The following is a 15,395-nucleotide window of genomic DNA, read 5'->3' as shown; positions in this document are numbered from 1 at the left end:
AAAGCCGTTTGAGCAAAGGTTTATCTGCGGCGAATCCGATCCCGCACCTCACGCATCGTGTGCGGGTGAATGCCCTCGGCCGCGAGCACCTTCCGAGTCTTGCGACGAGTGGCCAGGACACCGATGATCGCGACGATCCATACGGGAAATTGCACGAGCAGGGCAACCCGGAAGGCGTCGAAGGTGTAGCCGCCCATCGCGTCGAGAATCCAACCGATCGCCGCGATCACCAACAACGACGCGAGAAACCCGCCGATATTCACCATCCCCTGAGCCGTCCCCAGATTGGCGCTCGGATTGAACGTGCGGGCGAGGTCGAAACCGATGACCGAACCCGGACCACCCACCGAGATCACCACCACGAGCAGCACCAGCAACCACAGCGGTGCCGGTCCGGGTAATGCCAACACGATCGCCCACATCGTCGCGTTGCTGATCATGATCGCCAGCACCAGCCACGACCGTCGCATCGGATACCGCCCGGTGAGAAGACCCAAGACGATGCCCGACGCCACCGCGGCCGCCACCGACACAGAAAGCAAAGCGCCGGCCGTCGATGCCGGCAGTCGCTGCGCCGACGTCAAATACGGCACACCCCACAGCAACGCGAACACCGTGATCGAGAACTGGGTGCCCATGTGAGAGAAGAACCCGAGCCGGGTGCCGGGGCGTCGCCACACTTCCGCGATGGAGGCGAGGGTCTGTCGCAACGTCGTCGGCTCGAACACGGGGGCAGGTCCGTCACCGGGGCGATCGCGGACGAGCGCCAGAACCAGCACCAGGGCGAGCAGCCCCAATGCCGCAGCGCTACCGAACGCGAACGTCCACCCCGGCCCGTTCAACAGAATCAGGAACGGCACCGCCGAGAGCACCTGGCCGAGTTGACCGAGCAGACCGGTCAGCTGCGAGACGATCGGCACCCGCCGCGGGGAGAACCAGCGCGGCACCAACCGCAGTACCGAGATGAACGTGAGAGCGTCGCCGACACCGACGAAGGCACGCGCCGCCACCGCGACCGGGAGCGACTCCGTCAGCGCCAGGGTGATCTGCGCCGATGCCATGATCAGAGCGCCCGCGGCGATCATCGCGCGCGAGCCGATCCGATCCAGCAGCACGCCGGCCGGGATCTGCATCGCCGCGTACACGACCACCTGCAACACCACGAAGGACGACAGCAGCGACGGCGACACCGAGAACCGATCCGCGGCACCGAGGCCGGCGACCCCGAACGACGTTCGGTGCAGCACCCCGACGATGTAGGCGAAGACACCGGCACCCCACACCGCCCACACCGCTCTGCCCGTAGTCACCGGACGATTGTGTCAACCATGCTGTGAAATGATCGCCTCCGGTAGTCCGTAGAGCGGGAAAGTGAGCGACGTCATGGCCAAGCAGGTGCTGGTGCTCAACGGTCCGAATCTCAACATGCTCGGAACCCGGCAGCCCGAGGTCTACGGCCACGCCACCCTCGCCGACGTCGTCGCCCTCTGTGAGAAGACCGCTGCCGATCACGGACTGACCGTCCGGGCCGAGCAGTCCAACCACGAGGGACAGCTCATCGACTGGATTCATCAGGCCCGTGGAGTGGCGTCGGGCATCGTCGTCAATCCCGGCGGATTGACCCATACCTCGGTGGCGCTGCGCGACGCCCTTGTCATCCCCGAGGTGCCGATCATCGAGGTGCACATCTCCAACGTGCACGCCCGCGAAGAGTTTCGGCATCACTCCTTCGTCTCCCCCATCGCCAGCGGAGTGATCGCCGGACTCGGGATCGACGGATACCGCTTCGCCATCGAACGACTGGCTGCTCTCATCCGACACTCAGGTTGTCCTGCCTAGACTGGCCGCGTGAACACGAGCAAGAACGTCTCCAAAGACATCAAGGCCATGCAGAACGGCGACAAGAATCGCCGCACACTGATCCAGATCGTCGTAGCCGTCGTCTTGATCGCCCTCGTTGCTGCGATCGCTCTGTTCATCGTCAACCGAGATTCGACGTCCGGTGAGGCATCGCCCGCCACGGGTGCAGGCACGTCGACCGGAGAGCAGCTCACTCCCACCTCGTTGACCGACACCGGTGCCATCCGCTTCGGCAACCCGGACGCCAGCACCGTCATCAGTGTCGTCGAGGACTTCCAATGCCCGGCGTGCAAGAACTTCGAGTCCATCAGCGGATCGACGTTGCAGCAGGTGGCCGACGCGGGCAACGTCGCGGTGGATTACCGTCCCATCTCCATTCTCGACCGATTCTCGAACGGCACGATGTACTCGACGCGTGCTGCGAGCGCTGCGATCTGTGTCGCGGAAAACGATCGGGACAGTTGGATGGACTGGCACAACGCCATGTTCGAGCAGCAGCCCGCCGAGAACGGAACCGGCTTGACCGACGACGAGCTCGTCGAGATCGCAGCCTCCGCGGGTGCCGACTCCCCCGCCACCGCGTCGTGCATCACCGACGGCAGCTACACCGATTGGGTCACCAGCCAGACGCAGTCCGTCATCGGTGAGGGCATCAACGGCACGCCGAACGTCCGCGTCAACGGCACCGAGATCTCCAACCCGACTCCGGAGAACATCCTCGCCGCCGCTGCCGCAGCGGGCAACTGAGCAGTAGCAGAGCATGAAGACCCGAGTAGGTGCGGCAGCCTTCACCGTCCTCAGCGCGCTCGGGTTGCTCGCTGCGCTGACGCTGACCATCGAACGGTTCAAATTACTCGAGGACGCGTCGTACGTGCCGTCGTGCAGTCTGAATCCGGTGCTCTCCTGCGGGTCGGTGATGGTCACGAAACAGGCCGCGCTCTTCGGTTTCCCCAACCCCATCCTGGGCATCGCCGCGTTCTCGGTGGCACTGGTCGCCGGGGTGCTTCTGCTCGGTCGCGTCGAACTACCGCATTGGTTCTGGCTCGGTATGAGTGGCGGCCTGCTGCTCGGTGAAGTGTTCGTGCACTGGCTGATCTTCGAGAGCCTGTACGAGATCGGCGCACTGTGCCCCTACTGCATGGTGGTGTGGGCGGTGACGATGCCGCTGTTCGTGCTGGCTTTGAGTCGACTGATCGGTACCGGCTCGAACAACACGGGCTCGAACGACGGCGGAACGATCGGACGTATTTTCCTCGAATGGCGGTGGACGCTGCTGGCCGTGTGGTACGCAATCGTCGTCGCGCTCATTGGAATCCGCTTCTCGGACTACTGGACCTCCCTCCTCTGACAGTTTCGCAAAACTCATGAGTCGAGCGGCTTGAGCGTGCATGATGGGTGCAGCACCCGAGCGAGACTGGTCACAGCTTCTGGCTCGGGGAAGATCGTTCGAGTAGCAGGAGTCGATACATGGCAGGCGATCCCTTCGCAGTCATCGTTGCCGTCATCGTGTCCGCCGCAGGTGCCGTAGCCGGAACGGACGCTCCGGCTCCGTTGCAGAATCAGGCGGTCCAGGACCAGGCGGCACAGATTGCCGCCGATGCCGAGGTTCAGGCGAAGACGATGAGCGATCAGTGGAACGACCTCCTCGGCACCATGCCCGAGCCGGCCGCCGACATCGCCGACCGCACCCTCTCCGACGCTGCCGACGGCTTGCACAATGCCGCCGAACCGATGCTGCCCGATCTGCCGACGGTGGAAGACATAGAAGCGGCCGACACGGAAGCCACCGACACAGAAGCGGCAGGTACCGACGTAGCTGGTGACACTGCTGAAGCTGCCGCGGCCCTGGTCGACCCGAGTGCGGCCATCGCAGCGGCTGCGGCGGTTCCCAGCGTTGCGCTTCCTTTCAGTCCGTTCTCATCCAGTGCGGTGTCGAGTGTGGCGTCGACCGCAGGAGCTTTTCAGTTTGCCGGCCGCACCTACTCCGCCGCCGAGATCGCAACGCAGACGGCGTTCATGGCGTCGGCCGAGGCCATTCGTCGCGCGCTGTTTCCGGGTCAACCGATCACGTTCACCGGCATCAACGTGGGCCCGATCGGTCTGGGTGCAGTGGGAGCCATCACCGCCTTCGTGCCGTGGCTGCAGAAGGCAGGCAACATCTGCGGCGGCGTCAAAGCCACCACGATCGCTGCACTGTATGCCGCCGAGAACGGTTTTCGGTACGGGCCGACTGCCCCGGTGTCGAGTACCGGCGCCCAGGGACCGGGGCAGTTCATGCCCGGCACGTGGGCGACCTACGGCAAGGACTACGACGGCAACGGCGTGGTCGACGTCAACAGCATCGGCGATTCGGTCATGGCGTCGGGCACCCTGCTGTGCGATATCCACGGGCAGGTCGACGGTTGGAAGCGCGAGGGCAAGGTCTCCGGTGACACTCTCGACCTCACCATCGCCGGCTACAACGCGGGCGCGGGAGCGGTGCTGCGATCGGGCGGGATGCCCTCGGGCACATTCGATTACGAGACACAGACCAAGCCGTACGTCTCTCGCATCCGAGCGACCGAAGCGCAGTTCGCCGCCATCCTCACCCCGTTCGCCGGACTCGACCTCACCGGAATGGGCGGCCGCGCAGTGCAATTGGCGATGGATTACCTGGGGCTGCCTTACGTGTGGGGCGGCGGCAACATCAACGGTCCGTCCGGCGGCGGATTCGACTGCTCCGGTCTGACGTCGTACGCCCTGTTCAAGGCATCGGGCGGGAAGGTGACACTGCCCCGCACCTCGGAAACACAATGGGGCGTGGGAACCGAGGTGCCGATGGAACTGGCGCAGCCCGGCGACCTGTTGTTCGCGAACTGGGGACCGGCCGGACCGGGCCACGTGGCGATCTACATGGGCAACGGCCAGATGGTGCATGCACCCCAACGCGGTGACGTGGTTCGAGTGGCACCGGTGTTCGACAACATGCGGGCCCGGCACATCGTCTAGCTGCACTCGGGGTCTAGGTGCACTCGGGGTCTAGCTGCACTCATCGTCTAGCTGCACTCGGGCCTGTCCGCGTACAGTGCGAACGTGACCAATGCGCGCGTGGAGCCGGCCGGATTCGATGACGAGTTGGCACCGGAACCACCGCCCGGCGAGGGCTTCGAGACCAGTTGGCCGGTGCGGACGGGCGACATCGATCCGAGCAACAGGCTGAGGTTCGACGGCGTTGCCCGCTACTTGCAGGACGTCGGCACCGACAACCTCGACGCCACTCCCCTGGGCAAGACCGATCCGATGTGGATCGTCCGGCGCACCGTCATCGACGTCTTCGAGCCCATCCACTTTCCGGATCACGTGCACATGCGCCGGTGGTGTTCGTCCATGTCGACGCGCTGGTCCAACATGCGAGTGGCGCTCACGACCCCCAAGGGTGGACGCATCGAGACCGAGGGCTTCTGGATCAACATCAGCAAGGACACCGGCATGCCGACCCGCATCAGCGACGGCGCACTGGAAATGCTGGCCCGGACCACCGATCAACATCGGTTGCGGTGGAAGGCGTGGCTGACCGAACCAGTCCCGGCCGCATCGGACTCGGACGTCGACTTTCCCTTGCGTGCAACTGATATCGATCCGTTCAACCACCTCAACAACGCTGCTTACTGGCACGCGATCGAGGAGTTGCTGGTGGACGTAGCCGAGCTGGCCGCCGTGCCGCACCGCGCCGTCATCGAATACCTGAGCCCGGTGCTGGCAAACGAATGTGTCACACTGCGTCACCGCTACGACGGCGGCGCGTTGACCGTCTGGTTCGTCGTCACCGGAGCATCAGGCGAGCCGACCGTCCGCACCGTGGCCAAGGTTGCACCCAAGGCCTGACGGTCGAGCTTGCCGCGCGGTGTGCGGGGAAGACAGTCGAACGGCACGATCTGCACCGGAAGGCTCGGACCGGGCAACATCGATCGAAGCCGACGGTGAATGTGCAGCTTTGTCAGTGAATGCGACTGCGCCACAACGACCCCTGCCATAGGCACCTCCCCGGCGCGATCATCGGGTACGCCGAGCACTCCGGCATCGACGATGCCCGGTATCGACAACAGCGCCGCTTCGATCGGGGCCAACTCGACCGTGAGTCCGGACCGGACGATCGTCTCACTACCGCGACCATGCAACGTCAGTCGGCCGTCTTCGACAGTGCCGCGATCGCCGACAGTCATCCACCCATCGTCGTCCGGCCCATTCGTCACGGTGGCGTGCTCGCCCACTCGGCTCAGATAACCGTCGAACAGCATGTCGCTGCGTACGTACAGCAGCTCGTCCCTGATCTCGACCTCGACCCCGTCGAACAGCTGCCCGCTGACCTCTGCGCCGACGCTGTCGGTTCGGTCGTAAGAAACGAAGCTCAGTTCCGATGCGCCGTAGAAGTGCGTCATTGTTGCATTCGGCAGCGCCCTCGCCAGGGCCTCCCGTCCCGACTTCGGCCATCGCGCCGCAGACGAGAGCACCTCGCGGACAGCGGCATACCGGCCGTTCGACCGAGCGATGTCCCAGGCGATGGACGGTACCGAATACAGATGAGTCGGAGAGTCGTCGAGAGCGACCGAGGCGTTGCGCAGGTCCACCGCCGCACCGCGGGTGAGCCCGTGCAGCGCGCCATAGAGGAAGTGCGTGTGATCGAGGGTGCCGGATGCGGAGACGCGATCGCCGGGCCCGAGATCGAACAGGGAATCCGAACGGTCGAGCGTGGCAGCCCACGACGCCTGATTGCGGACGAACAACTTGGGCGGGCCGGTGGTTCCCGAAGTGACACCGACCAACAGTTCGGCGGTGCGCGCAGGCGGATCGATCGGCGCGGTGCGGCCGGTGGTGAGTTGCTCGGGTGCCACGACGCCCTCGGCACCCCACCTGTGCAATCGTGAGTGCTGACGCGGATGCGCCACGATCGACGAGGGCTCGCACACCGCCATCGCGTCGGCGAATTCTCCGGGCAACAGATGTCGATGCAGCAGAACAACACTCACCCCGGCATGCATCGCCGCGACGACAGTCACCAATGACCCGATATCCGACGTCGGCAACACCGCGATACGACGCATCCCTGACACTGCGGTCGCCGCGGATGTCACCCGACTCCAGAAGTCGTGATATGTGATCCGGTCGGTCGCGTCGACGATCGCGATGTCTGGCAGATCGGAATGCTGCGCTACCCGAGCAGTGAGCAGCTCACTCGTCATCGTCTACACCGTCATCGTCTACACCGTCGTCATCGACACCGCGCGCGACCAGGGCATCACCCATCGCATCGGCGGTGCGGAGGGCACGCACCAGAACCGGGGTCGCGAGGGCCGTCATCGACCACTGGAGTCCGCGGGCTTTGCGGGCCTGAGACACCTCCTGCACGATGGACGCCAGCAGCGGGATGCACCGAATGGCCAGCGCCAGCAGCAGTCCGATGCGATCCGGGTCGACGCCGAAGCGTCGAACCGGCCCGAGTGCCCTGGTGACGGTATCGAGCATGTCGGTCACCCGGGTGGTGAGGGTGACGAGAGCTGCCAGAGCCACGGAGATCACCAGCACCCCGCAGACCACCACGGCGCGCTGCCAGGTGGTGATGATCACCTGGAACACGCCGATGATCAGCAACATCCACAGCACCGGACGCAGTTGCGCCAGTGCAACTTTCGCCGGGATGCGGGCCACCGCGAACAATGCTGCCACGAGCAGCGCAACCAGGGCGACCTCGATGGGAGTACGCGCAAAGATGACCGTCGCCAGGATCGCAACGATAAGCGACAGCAATTTCGACCCCGGGCTCATCCGGTGGAGCAGCGACGTACCGGGGCGGTAGAGACCGATCACCCGATCAGCTCCCGATACGCCGGAACCGCTGCGGCGGGGGTGCCGTCGAACGCGACGCGGCCGTCGTCGATGACGATGACGCGCTCGAAGCTGTCCAGCAATGCGAGTTGGTGAGTCACGACGATGACCTGCTGGTCCATGGAATCCAGGGCCTGTGCGACGACGCGTCCGTTGCGCAGATCGAGCAACGTGGTCGGTTCGTCGGCGACTACCACCTCCGGTCGCCTGATCAACACGGCACCGATCGCCAGCAGTTGCTTCTGCCCACCGGAGAGCAGGTGCGCCGGATGGTCGCGATGCTGATCGAGACGGAAGCGCACCAAGATCTCGTCGACGCGGGCTGCCACCTGCTGCTTGCTCAACCCGGACCTGCGCAGGGAGAACGCGAGGTCCTCTGCCACCGTGGGCATCACGATCTGCGAATCGGGATCGGTGAACACGAAGCCGACCTTCTTGCGAACCTGCGCCCCCTTCTTCGCGGCGTCGACGCCGTCGACCGTGACGCGCCCGGTATCGGGCTTGATCAATCCGTTGATCATCCTGGCCAGCGTCGACTTGCCCGAGCCGTTGGATCCGATGATGCCGATCCGGCGCTCGTCGAATTCGAGGTCGATGCTGCGCAGCACCTGCCGTTCCCCGAACGAGTGCGAGATGTTCTCGAACCTGATGCTGCTCATGTCACCCTGCTCATGTCACTCGTTCCACCAACATCGCTATTCCCTGCCCGCCGCCGATGGCGCAGGCCGCCAGTCCCAGTGCCGGTCCACTCGGCTCTAGCATTCGAGACATCAACCGTACCAATAGAATTGCGCCCGACGCGCCCCACGGATGGCCCATTGCGATGGCACCGCCGTCCGGGCAGATGCGGTCTTCGTTCATCCCCACCGCATCCGAGACCGCGAGCACCACCGACGCGAACGCCTCGGTGATCTCGATGACGCCGACGTCGTCGAGTGAGACGCCGGTGCGGGCCAGTAGCTTCTCGATCGCCGGTACCGGACCCAGGCCCGGAAGGGCCGGATCGGATCCGGCCACCGCACTGCCGACAATGCGCAGAGCCGGCATCCCGGCTGCCCGATCGGCTGTGGTGATCGCGAGAACCGCTGCGCCGTCGGATATTCCACACGAGTTGCCCGCGGTGACCGTGCCGTCGGTGGTGAACGTGGGACGCAGCCTGCCGAGCCGCTGGGCGGTCATGTTGGGGCGGATGCGTTCATCGGTTGCGACGTCGTTCACAGTGACGATCTCGGCCGAGAAGTCGTGTGCAGCTGCTCGCGCGAACGAGCGTGCTGCGTACTCGTCCTGTCTCTGCCGGTCGATTCCACGGCTGCGCGCGAGGTCATCCGCGGCAACGCCCATGTCCGGGTCTTCGAAACCGTTGGGCGCGAACGGAGCTCGGGTGTAGCGGACGGGTTCTGCCCCCTCGACCGGCGGCCAGAATCGCCACGGGCTGGTGCTGGCCGATTCGACGCCACCGGCCAGAATCAGCACCTCCTCGCCGCTGCGGATGCGCGACGCGGCCTGCATGACGGCGTCGAGCCCGGATCCGCACTGCCGATCGACGGTGACTCCGGGAACGCCGACGCCGAGGCCGGCCAGCAGCGCCGAGACACGCGCGACGTCGCCGCCGGGACCGAGGCAGTTGCCGAGGATCACGTCGTCGATCGGGATATCGAGTGAGCTGACCTCTGCTGCAACGGCTTTCAGTACCGAAGCAGCCAGCTCGGGGGCGGTGACATCGGCGAAGCCATGCCCGGCGATACCGATTGCGGTACGTTTTGCCGCAACGATGACGGGGACGTTCACCGCAGGAGAGTTCACTGCAGGGCCTTCCGAGCGATCTTGCCGCTCGCGGTGCGGGGCAACTGCGGCACGACCGTCCAGCGTCGCGGCAGCGCCTCCTTGGCCATGATTGCGCGGGCGTCGGCGCGGACCAGGTCGAGATCGCGAGATCCATCGAGTTCGACGACGGCAGAGACTGTTTCACCCAGCACTGCATGGGGAGTGCCGATGGCAGCCGCAGCTCGGACGCCGTCTAGTGTGGTCAGGATGCGCTCGACGTCCTCGGCGATGACGGTGGTGCCGCCCACGTTGATCGCTGCATCCCCGCGGCCGTGGACGAGGAGTTCGCGGCCTTTCAGTTCTGCCAGATCGCCGACACCGAACCAGCCGGTGACACCGAGTGCGGAGTACGGCGAGCGAACTTCCAGATAGCCGTCCTCGATGCGCGCCTCGACATCACGGAGTAGCCGCAACGACGTGTGCTCACCCGTCACCCTCGCCGCAACCAACGACATTTCCGCCGAGCCGTAGTACTCGACCAGCCTGATCTTCTGCGCCGAGATCGTCTGCGCAGCAGCGTCATCGAGCCCTGCCCCGGCCGCGACGGCAATCCGCGCACGAGGCATTCGGTGCAGGACGTCCCGAAGTACTGCCGGAACCGCGTGAACAGCAGTGGCCTGCGAGGGGTCGTCCGTGATGCATGCCCCGAGCCACAGCGCATGAAGTGCGGCGAACAAATGCATCGTGGCGTGCAGTGGTCCGGTGATCAGCACGGTGTCGGTCGGTCGGATACCGGTGATCTCGGTGAACTCGGGGAAGCTGTCTATCCAGGATGCGGCAGTGCGCTCGAGCGGTTTGGGGCGTCCGGTGGAGCCGGAGGTCGCCACCAACAAGAACGCGTCGGGACTGGGCTCGTCCGTGCGATCGGGCCTGATGGCCGGGTCTTCCACTCGCACCGCGCTCCCCTGCCGCGCCGCGGCGAAAACGCAGATCAGCGCCTCGGGTAAATCGAGAGCTGAGGCGTCGTGGGATCGAACGCCGTGCGCCGGGAGGTGAGGCCATTGCTCGACAGCGGCGTCGAGGTCGGCATAGGTGAGTGTGCGACCACGCCAGATGATGGCGGTGCTGCCGTCGCCGCTGCCTCGACCTCCCAGCTCGAGAGTCACGCCTTGATCAGGCCCGGGTATGCGCGGTGCACGCTCTTGGCGACGACCGTGGCGACGACAACTTTCGCGATGTCGCCCGGAAGGAACGGTCCGTTGGACGTGATCGCGGCCCAGAATCCCACGTCGGTGCGCAGGATCAGACCGGCTATGCCGAAAACGTAGATCACCACGATGCCGCCGACTGCGTTGATCAGCAGGCCGAGTGCGATCGAGTACTTGGGCAGAATTCGCGCGGTGAGCCAGCCGATGAGCAGAGCAGCCGGTATCCAGCCGATCAAGTAGCCGACGGTGGGGCCGGCCATCGCTGCCAGACCGGTACGCCCACCCGCGAGCAGCGGCAGGCCGATCATCGTCAGGGCGAGGAACACCAGGACCGCGGCCGTACCTTTTCGGGCACCGAGGATCGCTCCGGACATGATGATGCCAAGGGTTTGCAGGGTGATGGGAACACCGGAGAAGCCGACCGTGATCGATCCCGGCAGGCCGAGCGCGGCGATGAGCGCTGCGAACACCGCGATCTGCGCTATGTCGCGGGCAGAGACGTTCATTCGGCTGACCTTACGGCTCGGCTGGCGAGTGTTGCTGTCGACATCTGACACGGGTGGCTCCTCGAGGAGTGGGGCAGTGAACTGCCCCAAAGACTTGAACGGCGTTCAAGGTAGCAGGCCGCCGGCCTGTGCCACACCGTTGAGGGTGTTCGTTCAGAAGGGAGGAGGGTCGTATCTGGTGCGGTCGTATCGGACGCGTGCATGAACGACCCGACAGTGTTCGAGGTAAGCCCGCCGCTTTTCCGCCAACTTCCGTCGGGCACTATCCGTTGCTGCAGCGCGAAAGTCATCGAGAGTCGGCGGTGCACCTCCGCTGTATTCGAGCTCCCAGCGGGTCGGTTCGAGCGGCGATGGCACCACCCCCGACGATCGCTTTCGCCGTCGTCGGGATGCGCGCGGGGTCACGATCGAGAACTCCGGCAACGTGACCGCGCGCAGACCGAGCGAGTTCGACCACAAGATCGGCCCGCCGGCGAGAAACACTGCCGACCACGCCTTCGAGGTCTTGGCCTGATGATGAAATAGGCACACCGGCTGAAGATTGGTCACAATCGTCCAACCGCCTCGCCTCGGGTCGTCCTGATCGAACGGCACAAGATGGTCGATCTGGCACCGGGCGGACGGCACGTCGCAGTTCGGGAACGTACACGTGCGATACGCAGCCCGAACGAAGGCAGCGACGCGGGCACTCGGCCGATACGTCACCGCCGACTGCGACGGAGTGGACTCGCCGCCATGACCGTCGGGGAAAATGCCGAGAGCACGTTCGGGCCGCTCGGCAACCCATGCAAGCCACCGCGCGACGAGCCCGTCGCGGACAGACTCCTCCCCCAGCATCGGGAACACCGGCGGAGGACTGTCGACGCAGCTACCGCGAATCGACGGCAGCACGGCGGCACCACGAACCCGGCCTATACCCACCACCCGGCGTAGCAACAGCCCTGATGGAGACGGGCCGACTCGCGCAGAATCACCGTGGACTGAGCCGTCGAAACCGCCGTGATCGGTCGGACCATCATCGGGAACATCGCGATCCTTGCTGTCCGGACCCTTGCTGCCGGAATATTTGCCGTCGGGGTCTCTGGCCTTCGACCCGCCCTCATTCGTCTGGCCGCAAGCACCCACCCCGATTGGACCGTCGTCGTTATCCGGGCCGCCGTCGTCGGATGGGCCGCCGCCGACCGGACCCTTATCGTCGGGACCCTTATCGTCAGGACCCTTGCCGTCGGGGCCGCCGTCGTCCGGATCGTCATCGTCCGGATCGTCATCGTCCGGATCGTCATCGTCCGGATCGTCATCGTCCGGATCGTCATCGTCCGGACCCTCGTCATCGGAGTGACTGCCGTCATTGTTGTCCGGGCCAGCGGAGGCCATATCTCCGCGATTCGCACCATCGTCCGGGTCACCCTCGTGCGGACCGTTCTGCTCCGGTTTGAGCATGTCGACCAACTCGGTCAGCATTGCCTGCCACTTCGCATCCGTGGCAACGATGCGCGCCACTTCGGGATCGATGGGCGTGCCGTCGGCGAGGGTCGCAGGCTCCGAGGACAGTCCCAGCAGAGTCTCCACCGCCACCACGATCTGCAGGAGATGACCACGCCTCGGCGGAATATCGTCGACAGCGCCGGCAACCGGGCATTCGTCGCCGAGGTCGCACTGACACGCCAATGAATGCTCGCCGTGCATCAACGCCATCAGTCCCGCCGCCCGCAGCATTCCCGTCGACCGCGGGTCGTCCTTGCACACCGTTCCGACCATCTCGACTATCAGCGCATCCGCCTCTGCCGCTTCCAGATCGGTGATCTTCGCGATGAGCGACGAGATACCCCCAGGGCCGCCGCGGTCGATACGCACGCCGACTTCCTCGGACTTCGCAGTCTCACGGGCCGCCGAAGCACCCTCCGGATCGGCCTTCATCCACAACCGCCAGATGCGGTTTCGCAATGCCTGCGGGCGCATTCGACTACCTGCCGAGCAAACCTCGTATTCGATGGTCGAGATCGTCTCGTCGCTGGCTCGGTGCAGCACCGAGGTAATGGTCACCACCGTCGACCAGTCGAAGCTGCCGGTCACGAATCGCAATGCTGTCAACGGCATTCGATGCAGACGCTCCGCGACATCGTGCATCACCGATGCGTCGCGACGCGTCCCGGTCATCGTCACGGCCAAGTCGCACAATGCGCCGCGGACGGTTTCTCCCGGATCCCCGTCCGCAGCCTCCGCGGCCTCCAGCCGCATTTCGAGCACGTCGCAGTACGCGAGCAAGGTTGCCGCCCGAGCCAGATTCTCATCGACACGGCTGAGCGCGATGACGTCGAGAAATCCCGCAATACAGTCATCGACCGGCGGCGTCTCCGCCGCTCCCCACCCCCCGGTATCGAACATGTATTCGATACTACGAGAGGGGTACGACAAGAAAAATCCCACGCGTTTTCGCCGTCAGGATTGGTACAACTACAACGTGAGCAACTACTCGATCCGCGACGTCCGACCGGGTGATGCGGAACAGCTCGGCGCAGCTCACGTGGCCATCTGGAAGTCGACGTACGCGGGAATGATCGACGGTGCCAAGTTGGACGGGTTAAGACCTGCGCACCGCATCGGGCGGTGGGAGCAGATCATCGCGGGTATCGACGACGCGTCCGCGCGGGGCGTGAGAACCCGATGTGCCGTCTACGTTCCCGACTCACCAATCGCCGACTCACCAGTCGCCGACTCACACATGGCCGACTCACACATTGTCGGCTTCGCCACCGGCGGCTCACCGCGGGACGAGGACCCTCCCGCGAGAACCGAGCTGTGGTCGCTGAACGTTCTGCCCGAACATCACGGCACCGGGGTCGCGAACGACCTCATGGTCGATGTCATCGGCCACCGAGACGCTTCTGCGTATCTGTGGGTGGCAGCAGCCAATGATCGCGCGATCGCGTTCTACCGGAAGCATCGGTTCGAGCTGGACGGCACCGAGAAGTTCGACTCGGAATGGGAGTGCCTCGAGGCCCGCATGGTCAGGGCTTGACCGGCGGCTCGCGTCTGGACTCGTCGGGATCGAGCTTCCCGGGATCGAGTTTCTCGGGGTTCAGTACGACTTCGGCCACCATCGGAGTCGTCTCGACGGTCGCATCGCCGTACCGAACGGCCACCGTATTCGGCAGAAATGCCTCCAGGGCACGCGGGGTGAGCCACCACAGCAATGCCGAGAACAGGATCAGAATGTTGACCCACTGCAGAACGGTCGCAGCATTCTCGGACGGAATGACGCGATCGAACACCTGGATGTTCATCACCAATCCGTGGATGGCGATCAACACCCAGAGCCGCCGGTAACGGTAGAACACCCAGACCGCCGCGGCGCCCCAGCACAGCGCCCAGAGAAAACCGCCGCCGCCGAAATACAGATACAGAAGGCCTCGCATCGTCGCCGACAACGCCATGATGGCCCAGATCGGCAACCTACCCACGAGCAGCAATACCGGCAGCGCCACCAGGATCGGCTCCTCGCGTAGACCCACGGCCAGCGCAGAAACCACTGCAAGCCAACCGGATTCGACCGAAGCGGGAACCGAGAAGCTGAAGCGCAGCACATCCATCCGAGACAGCACGAGCAGGAAGGCCGACGCGGCACCGATGGCTGCGCACCAGGTGATCCCCGCCTCGAGTGCTGTGCCGCGGCGTACCGGCCACACCGCCGGGAACGTGCGGCGCCGAGCGAAGTACACCGCGGCGATTGCCGCGGCCCCCACCACCACCTGCCCCAGACCGACCGCAAGGTCCAGCCATTGATCGGACAGCGTGAGTACGGGCGCAGGCGCATTCGGCTCGCGGAAACGCCACAGAGCACCAACCAGACCGATGAAGTACACGACGCCCCACGCGGCCACCAGACCCAGGACCATCACGGCGGTACCGGCAGCGGTCAGACCACCCTGCGTCGAGCGAGCAGTGGGCTCCGCGTGGATACCGCTCGTCACCAGGTCACCACCAATCACGTACAGTACCGCATCGCCTGTTACGAACAGCTGTCGACCCCCGGACTTGTCTATCACGCGCGGACCGAGAATTCAGGACTGTCGCGGCGATGTGAGTCACGGCCGACTATTGCGATCCGGTCTGTCGGGGTGATCCTGGAAGCCTGCGTGGCTACCTGGAGACGCAGCTGTAGGCCGTTGTCGCAGCGACGACCGGACCGGCCGCA

The 15,395-nt window shown here is 65.1% G+C and carries 15 protein-coding genes; 6 read left to right on the top strand and 9 right to left on the bottom strand.

The window, feature by feature from the left end; genetic code table 11:
- Positions 1 to 20: 20 nt before the first annotated feature.
- Complete coding sequence (locus ACIGGF_RS09250; protein WP_397521107.1) at positions 21 to 1,292, bottom strand: nitrate/nitrite transporter; 1,272 nt, start codon at positions 1,290 to 1,292, stop codon at positions 21 to 23.
- A gap of 91 nt (positions 1,293 to 1,383) precedes the next feature.
- On the opposite strand from ACIGGF_RS09250, the gene aroQ reads away from it, so the two are divergent.
- The 5 genes from aroQ (at position 1,384) to ACIGGF_RS09225 (ending at position 5,724) form a co-directional block, all read left to right on the top strand.
- Positions 1,384 to 1,839: a type II 3-dehydroquinate dehydratase gene (gene aroQ, locus ACIGGF_RS09245; RefSeq protein WP_397521106.1), complete on the top strand. Its 456-nt coding sequence runs from the start codon at positions 1,384 to 1,386 to the stop codon at positions 1,837 to 1,839.
- Positions 1,840 to 1,848: 9 nt separating this feature from the next.
- Positions 1,849 to 2,607, top strand: coding sequence for a DsbA family protein (locus ACIGGF_RS09240; protein WP_397521063.1), 759 nt, complete (start codon positions 1,849 to 1,851; stop codon positions 2,605 to 2,607).
- Positions 2,608 to 2,620: 13 nt separating this feature from the next.
- Positions 2,621 to 3,208 (top strand): vitamin K epoxide reductase family protein, encoded by a 588-nt coding sequence (locus ACIGGF_RS09235; protein WP_397521062.1) that lies wholly within the window; start codon positions 2,621 to 2,623, stop codon positions 3,206 to 3,208.
- 119 nt (positions 3,209 to 3,327) lie between these two features.
- The gene (locus ACIGGF_RS09230) at positions 3,328 to 4,848 is read left to right on the top strand and encodes an NlpC/P60 family protein (RefSeq protein ID WP_397521061.1); all 1,521 of its coding nucleotides are present in this window, start codon (positions 3,328 to 3,330) and stop codon (positions 4,846 to 4,848) included.
- An 84-nt stretch (positions 4,849 to 4,932) separates the two neighbouring features.
- Positions 4,933 to 5,724 (top strand): acyl-[acyl-carrier-protein] thioesterase, encoded by a 792-nt coding sequence (locus tag ACIGGF_RS09225; RefSeq protein WP_397521060.1) that lies wholly within the window; start codon positions 4,933 to 4,935, stop codon positions 5,722 to 5,724.
- Here ACIGGF_RS09225 and ACIGGF_RS09220 read toward each other — a convergent pair.
- From ACIGGF_RS09220 to ACIGGF_RS09190, 7 genes are all read right to left on the bottom strand, one after another.
- Entirely contained in the window at positions 5,628 to 7,079 is a 1,452-nt protein-coding gene (locus ACIGGF_RS09220) for an AMP-binding protein (RefSeq protein ID WP_397521059.1), read from the bottom strand. The genes ACIGGF_RS09225 and ACIGGF_RS09220 overlap by 97 nt on opposite strands.
- Positions 7,069 to 7,704, bottom strand: a complete 636-nt coding sequence (locus tag ACIGGF_RS09215) for an energy-coupling factor transporter transmembrane component T family protein (protein ID WP_397521058.1) — start codon at positions 7,702 to 7,704, stop codon at positions 7,069 to 7,071. The genes ACIGGF_RS09220 and ACIGGF_RS09215 overlap by 11 nt, the downstream gene beginning before the upstream one ends.
- On the bottom strand, positions 7,701 to 8,381 hold the full coding sequence (locus ACIGGF_RS09210; protein WP_397521057.1) for an energy-coupling factor ABC transporter ATP-binding protein: 681 nt from the start codon (positions 8,379 to 8,381) through the stop codon (positions 7,701 to 7,703). Before ACIGGF_RS09210 ends, ACIGGF_RS09215 begins: the two co-directional genes overlap by 4 nt.
- 10 nt (positions 8,382 to 8,391) lie before the next feature.
- Positions 8,392 to 9,525 (bottom strand): thiolase family protein, encoded by a 1,134-nt coding sequence (locus ACIGGF_RS09205; RefSeq protein ID WP_397521056.1) that lies wholly within the window; start codon positions 9,523 to 9,525, stop codon positions 8,392 to 8,394.
- The gene (locus tag ACIGGF_RS09200; RefSeq protein ID WP_397521055.1) at positions 9,522 to 10,652 is read right to left on the bottom strand and encodes a class I adenylate-forming enzyme family protein; all 1,131 of its coding nucleotides are present in this window, start codon (positions 10,650 to 10,652) and stop codon (positions 9,522 to 9,524) included. The genes ACIGGF_RS09205 and ACIGGF_RS09200 overlap by 4 nt, the downstream gene beginning before the upstream one ends.
- Positions 10,649 to 11,200, bottom strand: a complete 552-nt coding sequence (locus ACIGGF_RS09195) for a biotin transporter BioY (protein ID WP_397521054.1) — start codon at positions 11,198 to 11,200, stop codon at positions 10,649 to 10,651. The genes ACIGGF_RS09200 and ACIGGF_RS09195 overlap by 4 nt, the downstream gene beginning before the upstream one ends.
- Before the next feature lie 153 nt (positions 11,201 to 11,353).
- Positions 11,354 to 13,585, bottom strand: a complete 2,232-nt coding sequence (locus ACIGGF_RS09190) for a DUF222 domain-containing protein (protein WP_397521053.1) — start codon at positions 13,583 to 13,585, stop codon at positions 11,354 to 11,356.
- Between the two features lie 76 nt (positions 13,586 to 13,661).
- Between ACIGGF_RS09190 and ACIGGF_RS09185 the strand changes: the two genes are divergently transcribed.
- Positions 13,662 to 14,219 (top strand): GNAT family N-acetyltransferase, encoded by a 558-nt coding sequence (locus tag ACIGGF_RS09185; protein WP_397521052.1) that lies wholly within the window; start codon positions 13,662 to 13,664, stop codon positions 14,217 to 14,219.
- Here ACIGGF_RS09185 and ACIGGF_RS09180 read toward each other — a convergent pair.
- On the bottom strand, positions 14,209 to 15,189 hold the full coding sequence (locus ACIGGF_RS09180) for a CPBP family intramembrane glutamic endopeptidase (protein ID WP_397521051.1): 981 nt from the start codon (positions 15,187 to 15,189) through the stop codon (positions 14,209 to 14,211). The two genes, ACIGGF_RS09185 and ACIGGF_RS09180, sit on opposite strands and share 11 nt — an antisense overlap.
- Positions 15,190 to 15,395: the final 206 nt, after the last annotated feature.

It is taken from the genome of Rhodococcus sp. NPDC078407, assembly GCF_044542515.1.
GTDB lineage: Bacteria > Actinomycetota > Actinomycetes > Mycobacteriales > Mycobacteriaceae > Rhodococcoides.
Note: the sequence above shows the minus strand (reverse complement) of the source record. Positions and strands in the feature narration are given on the sequence as shown.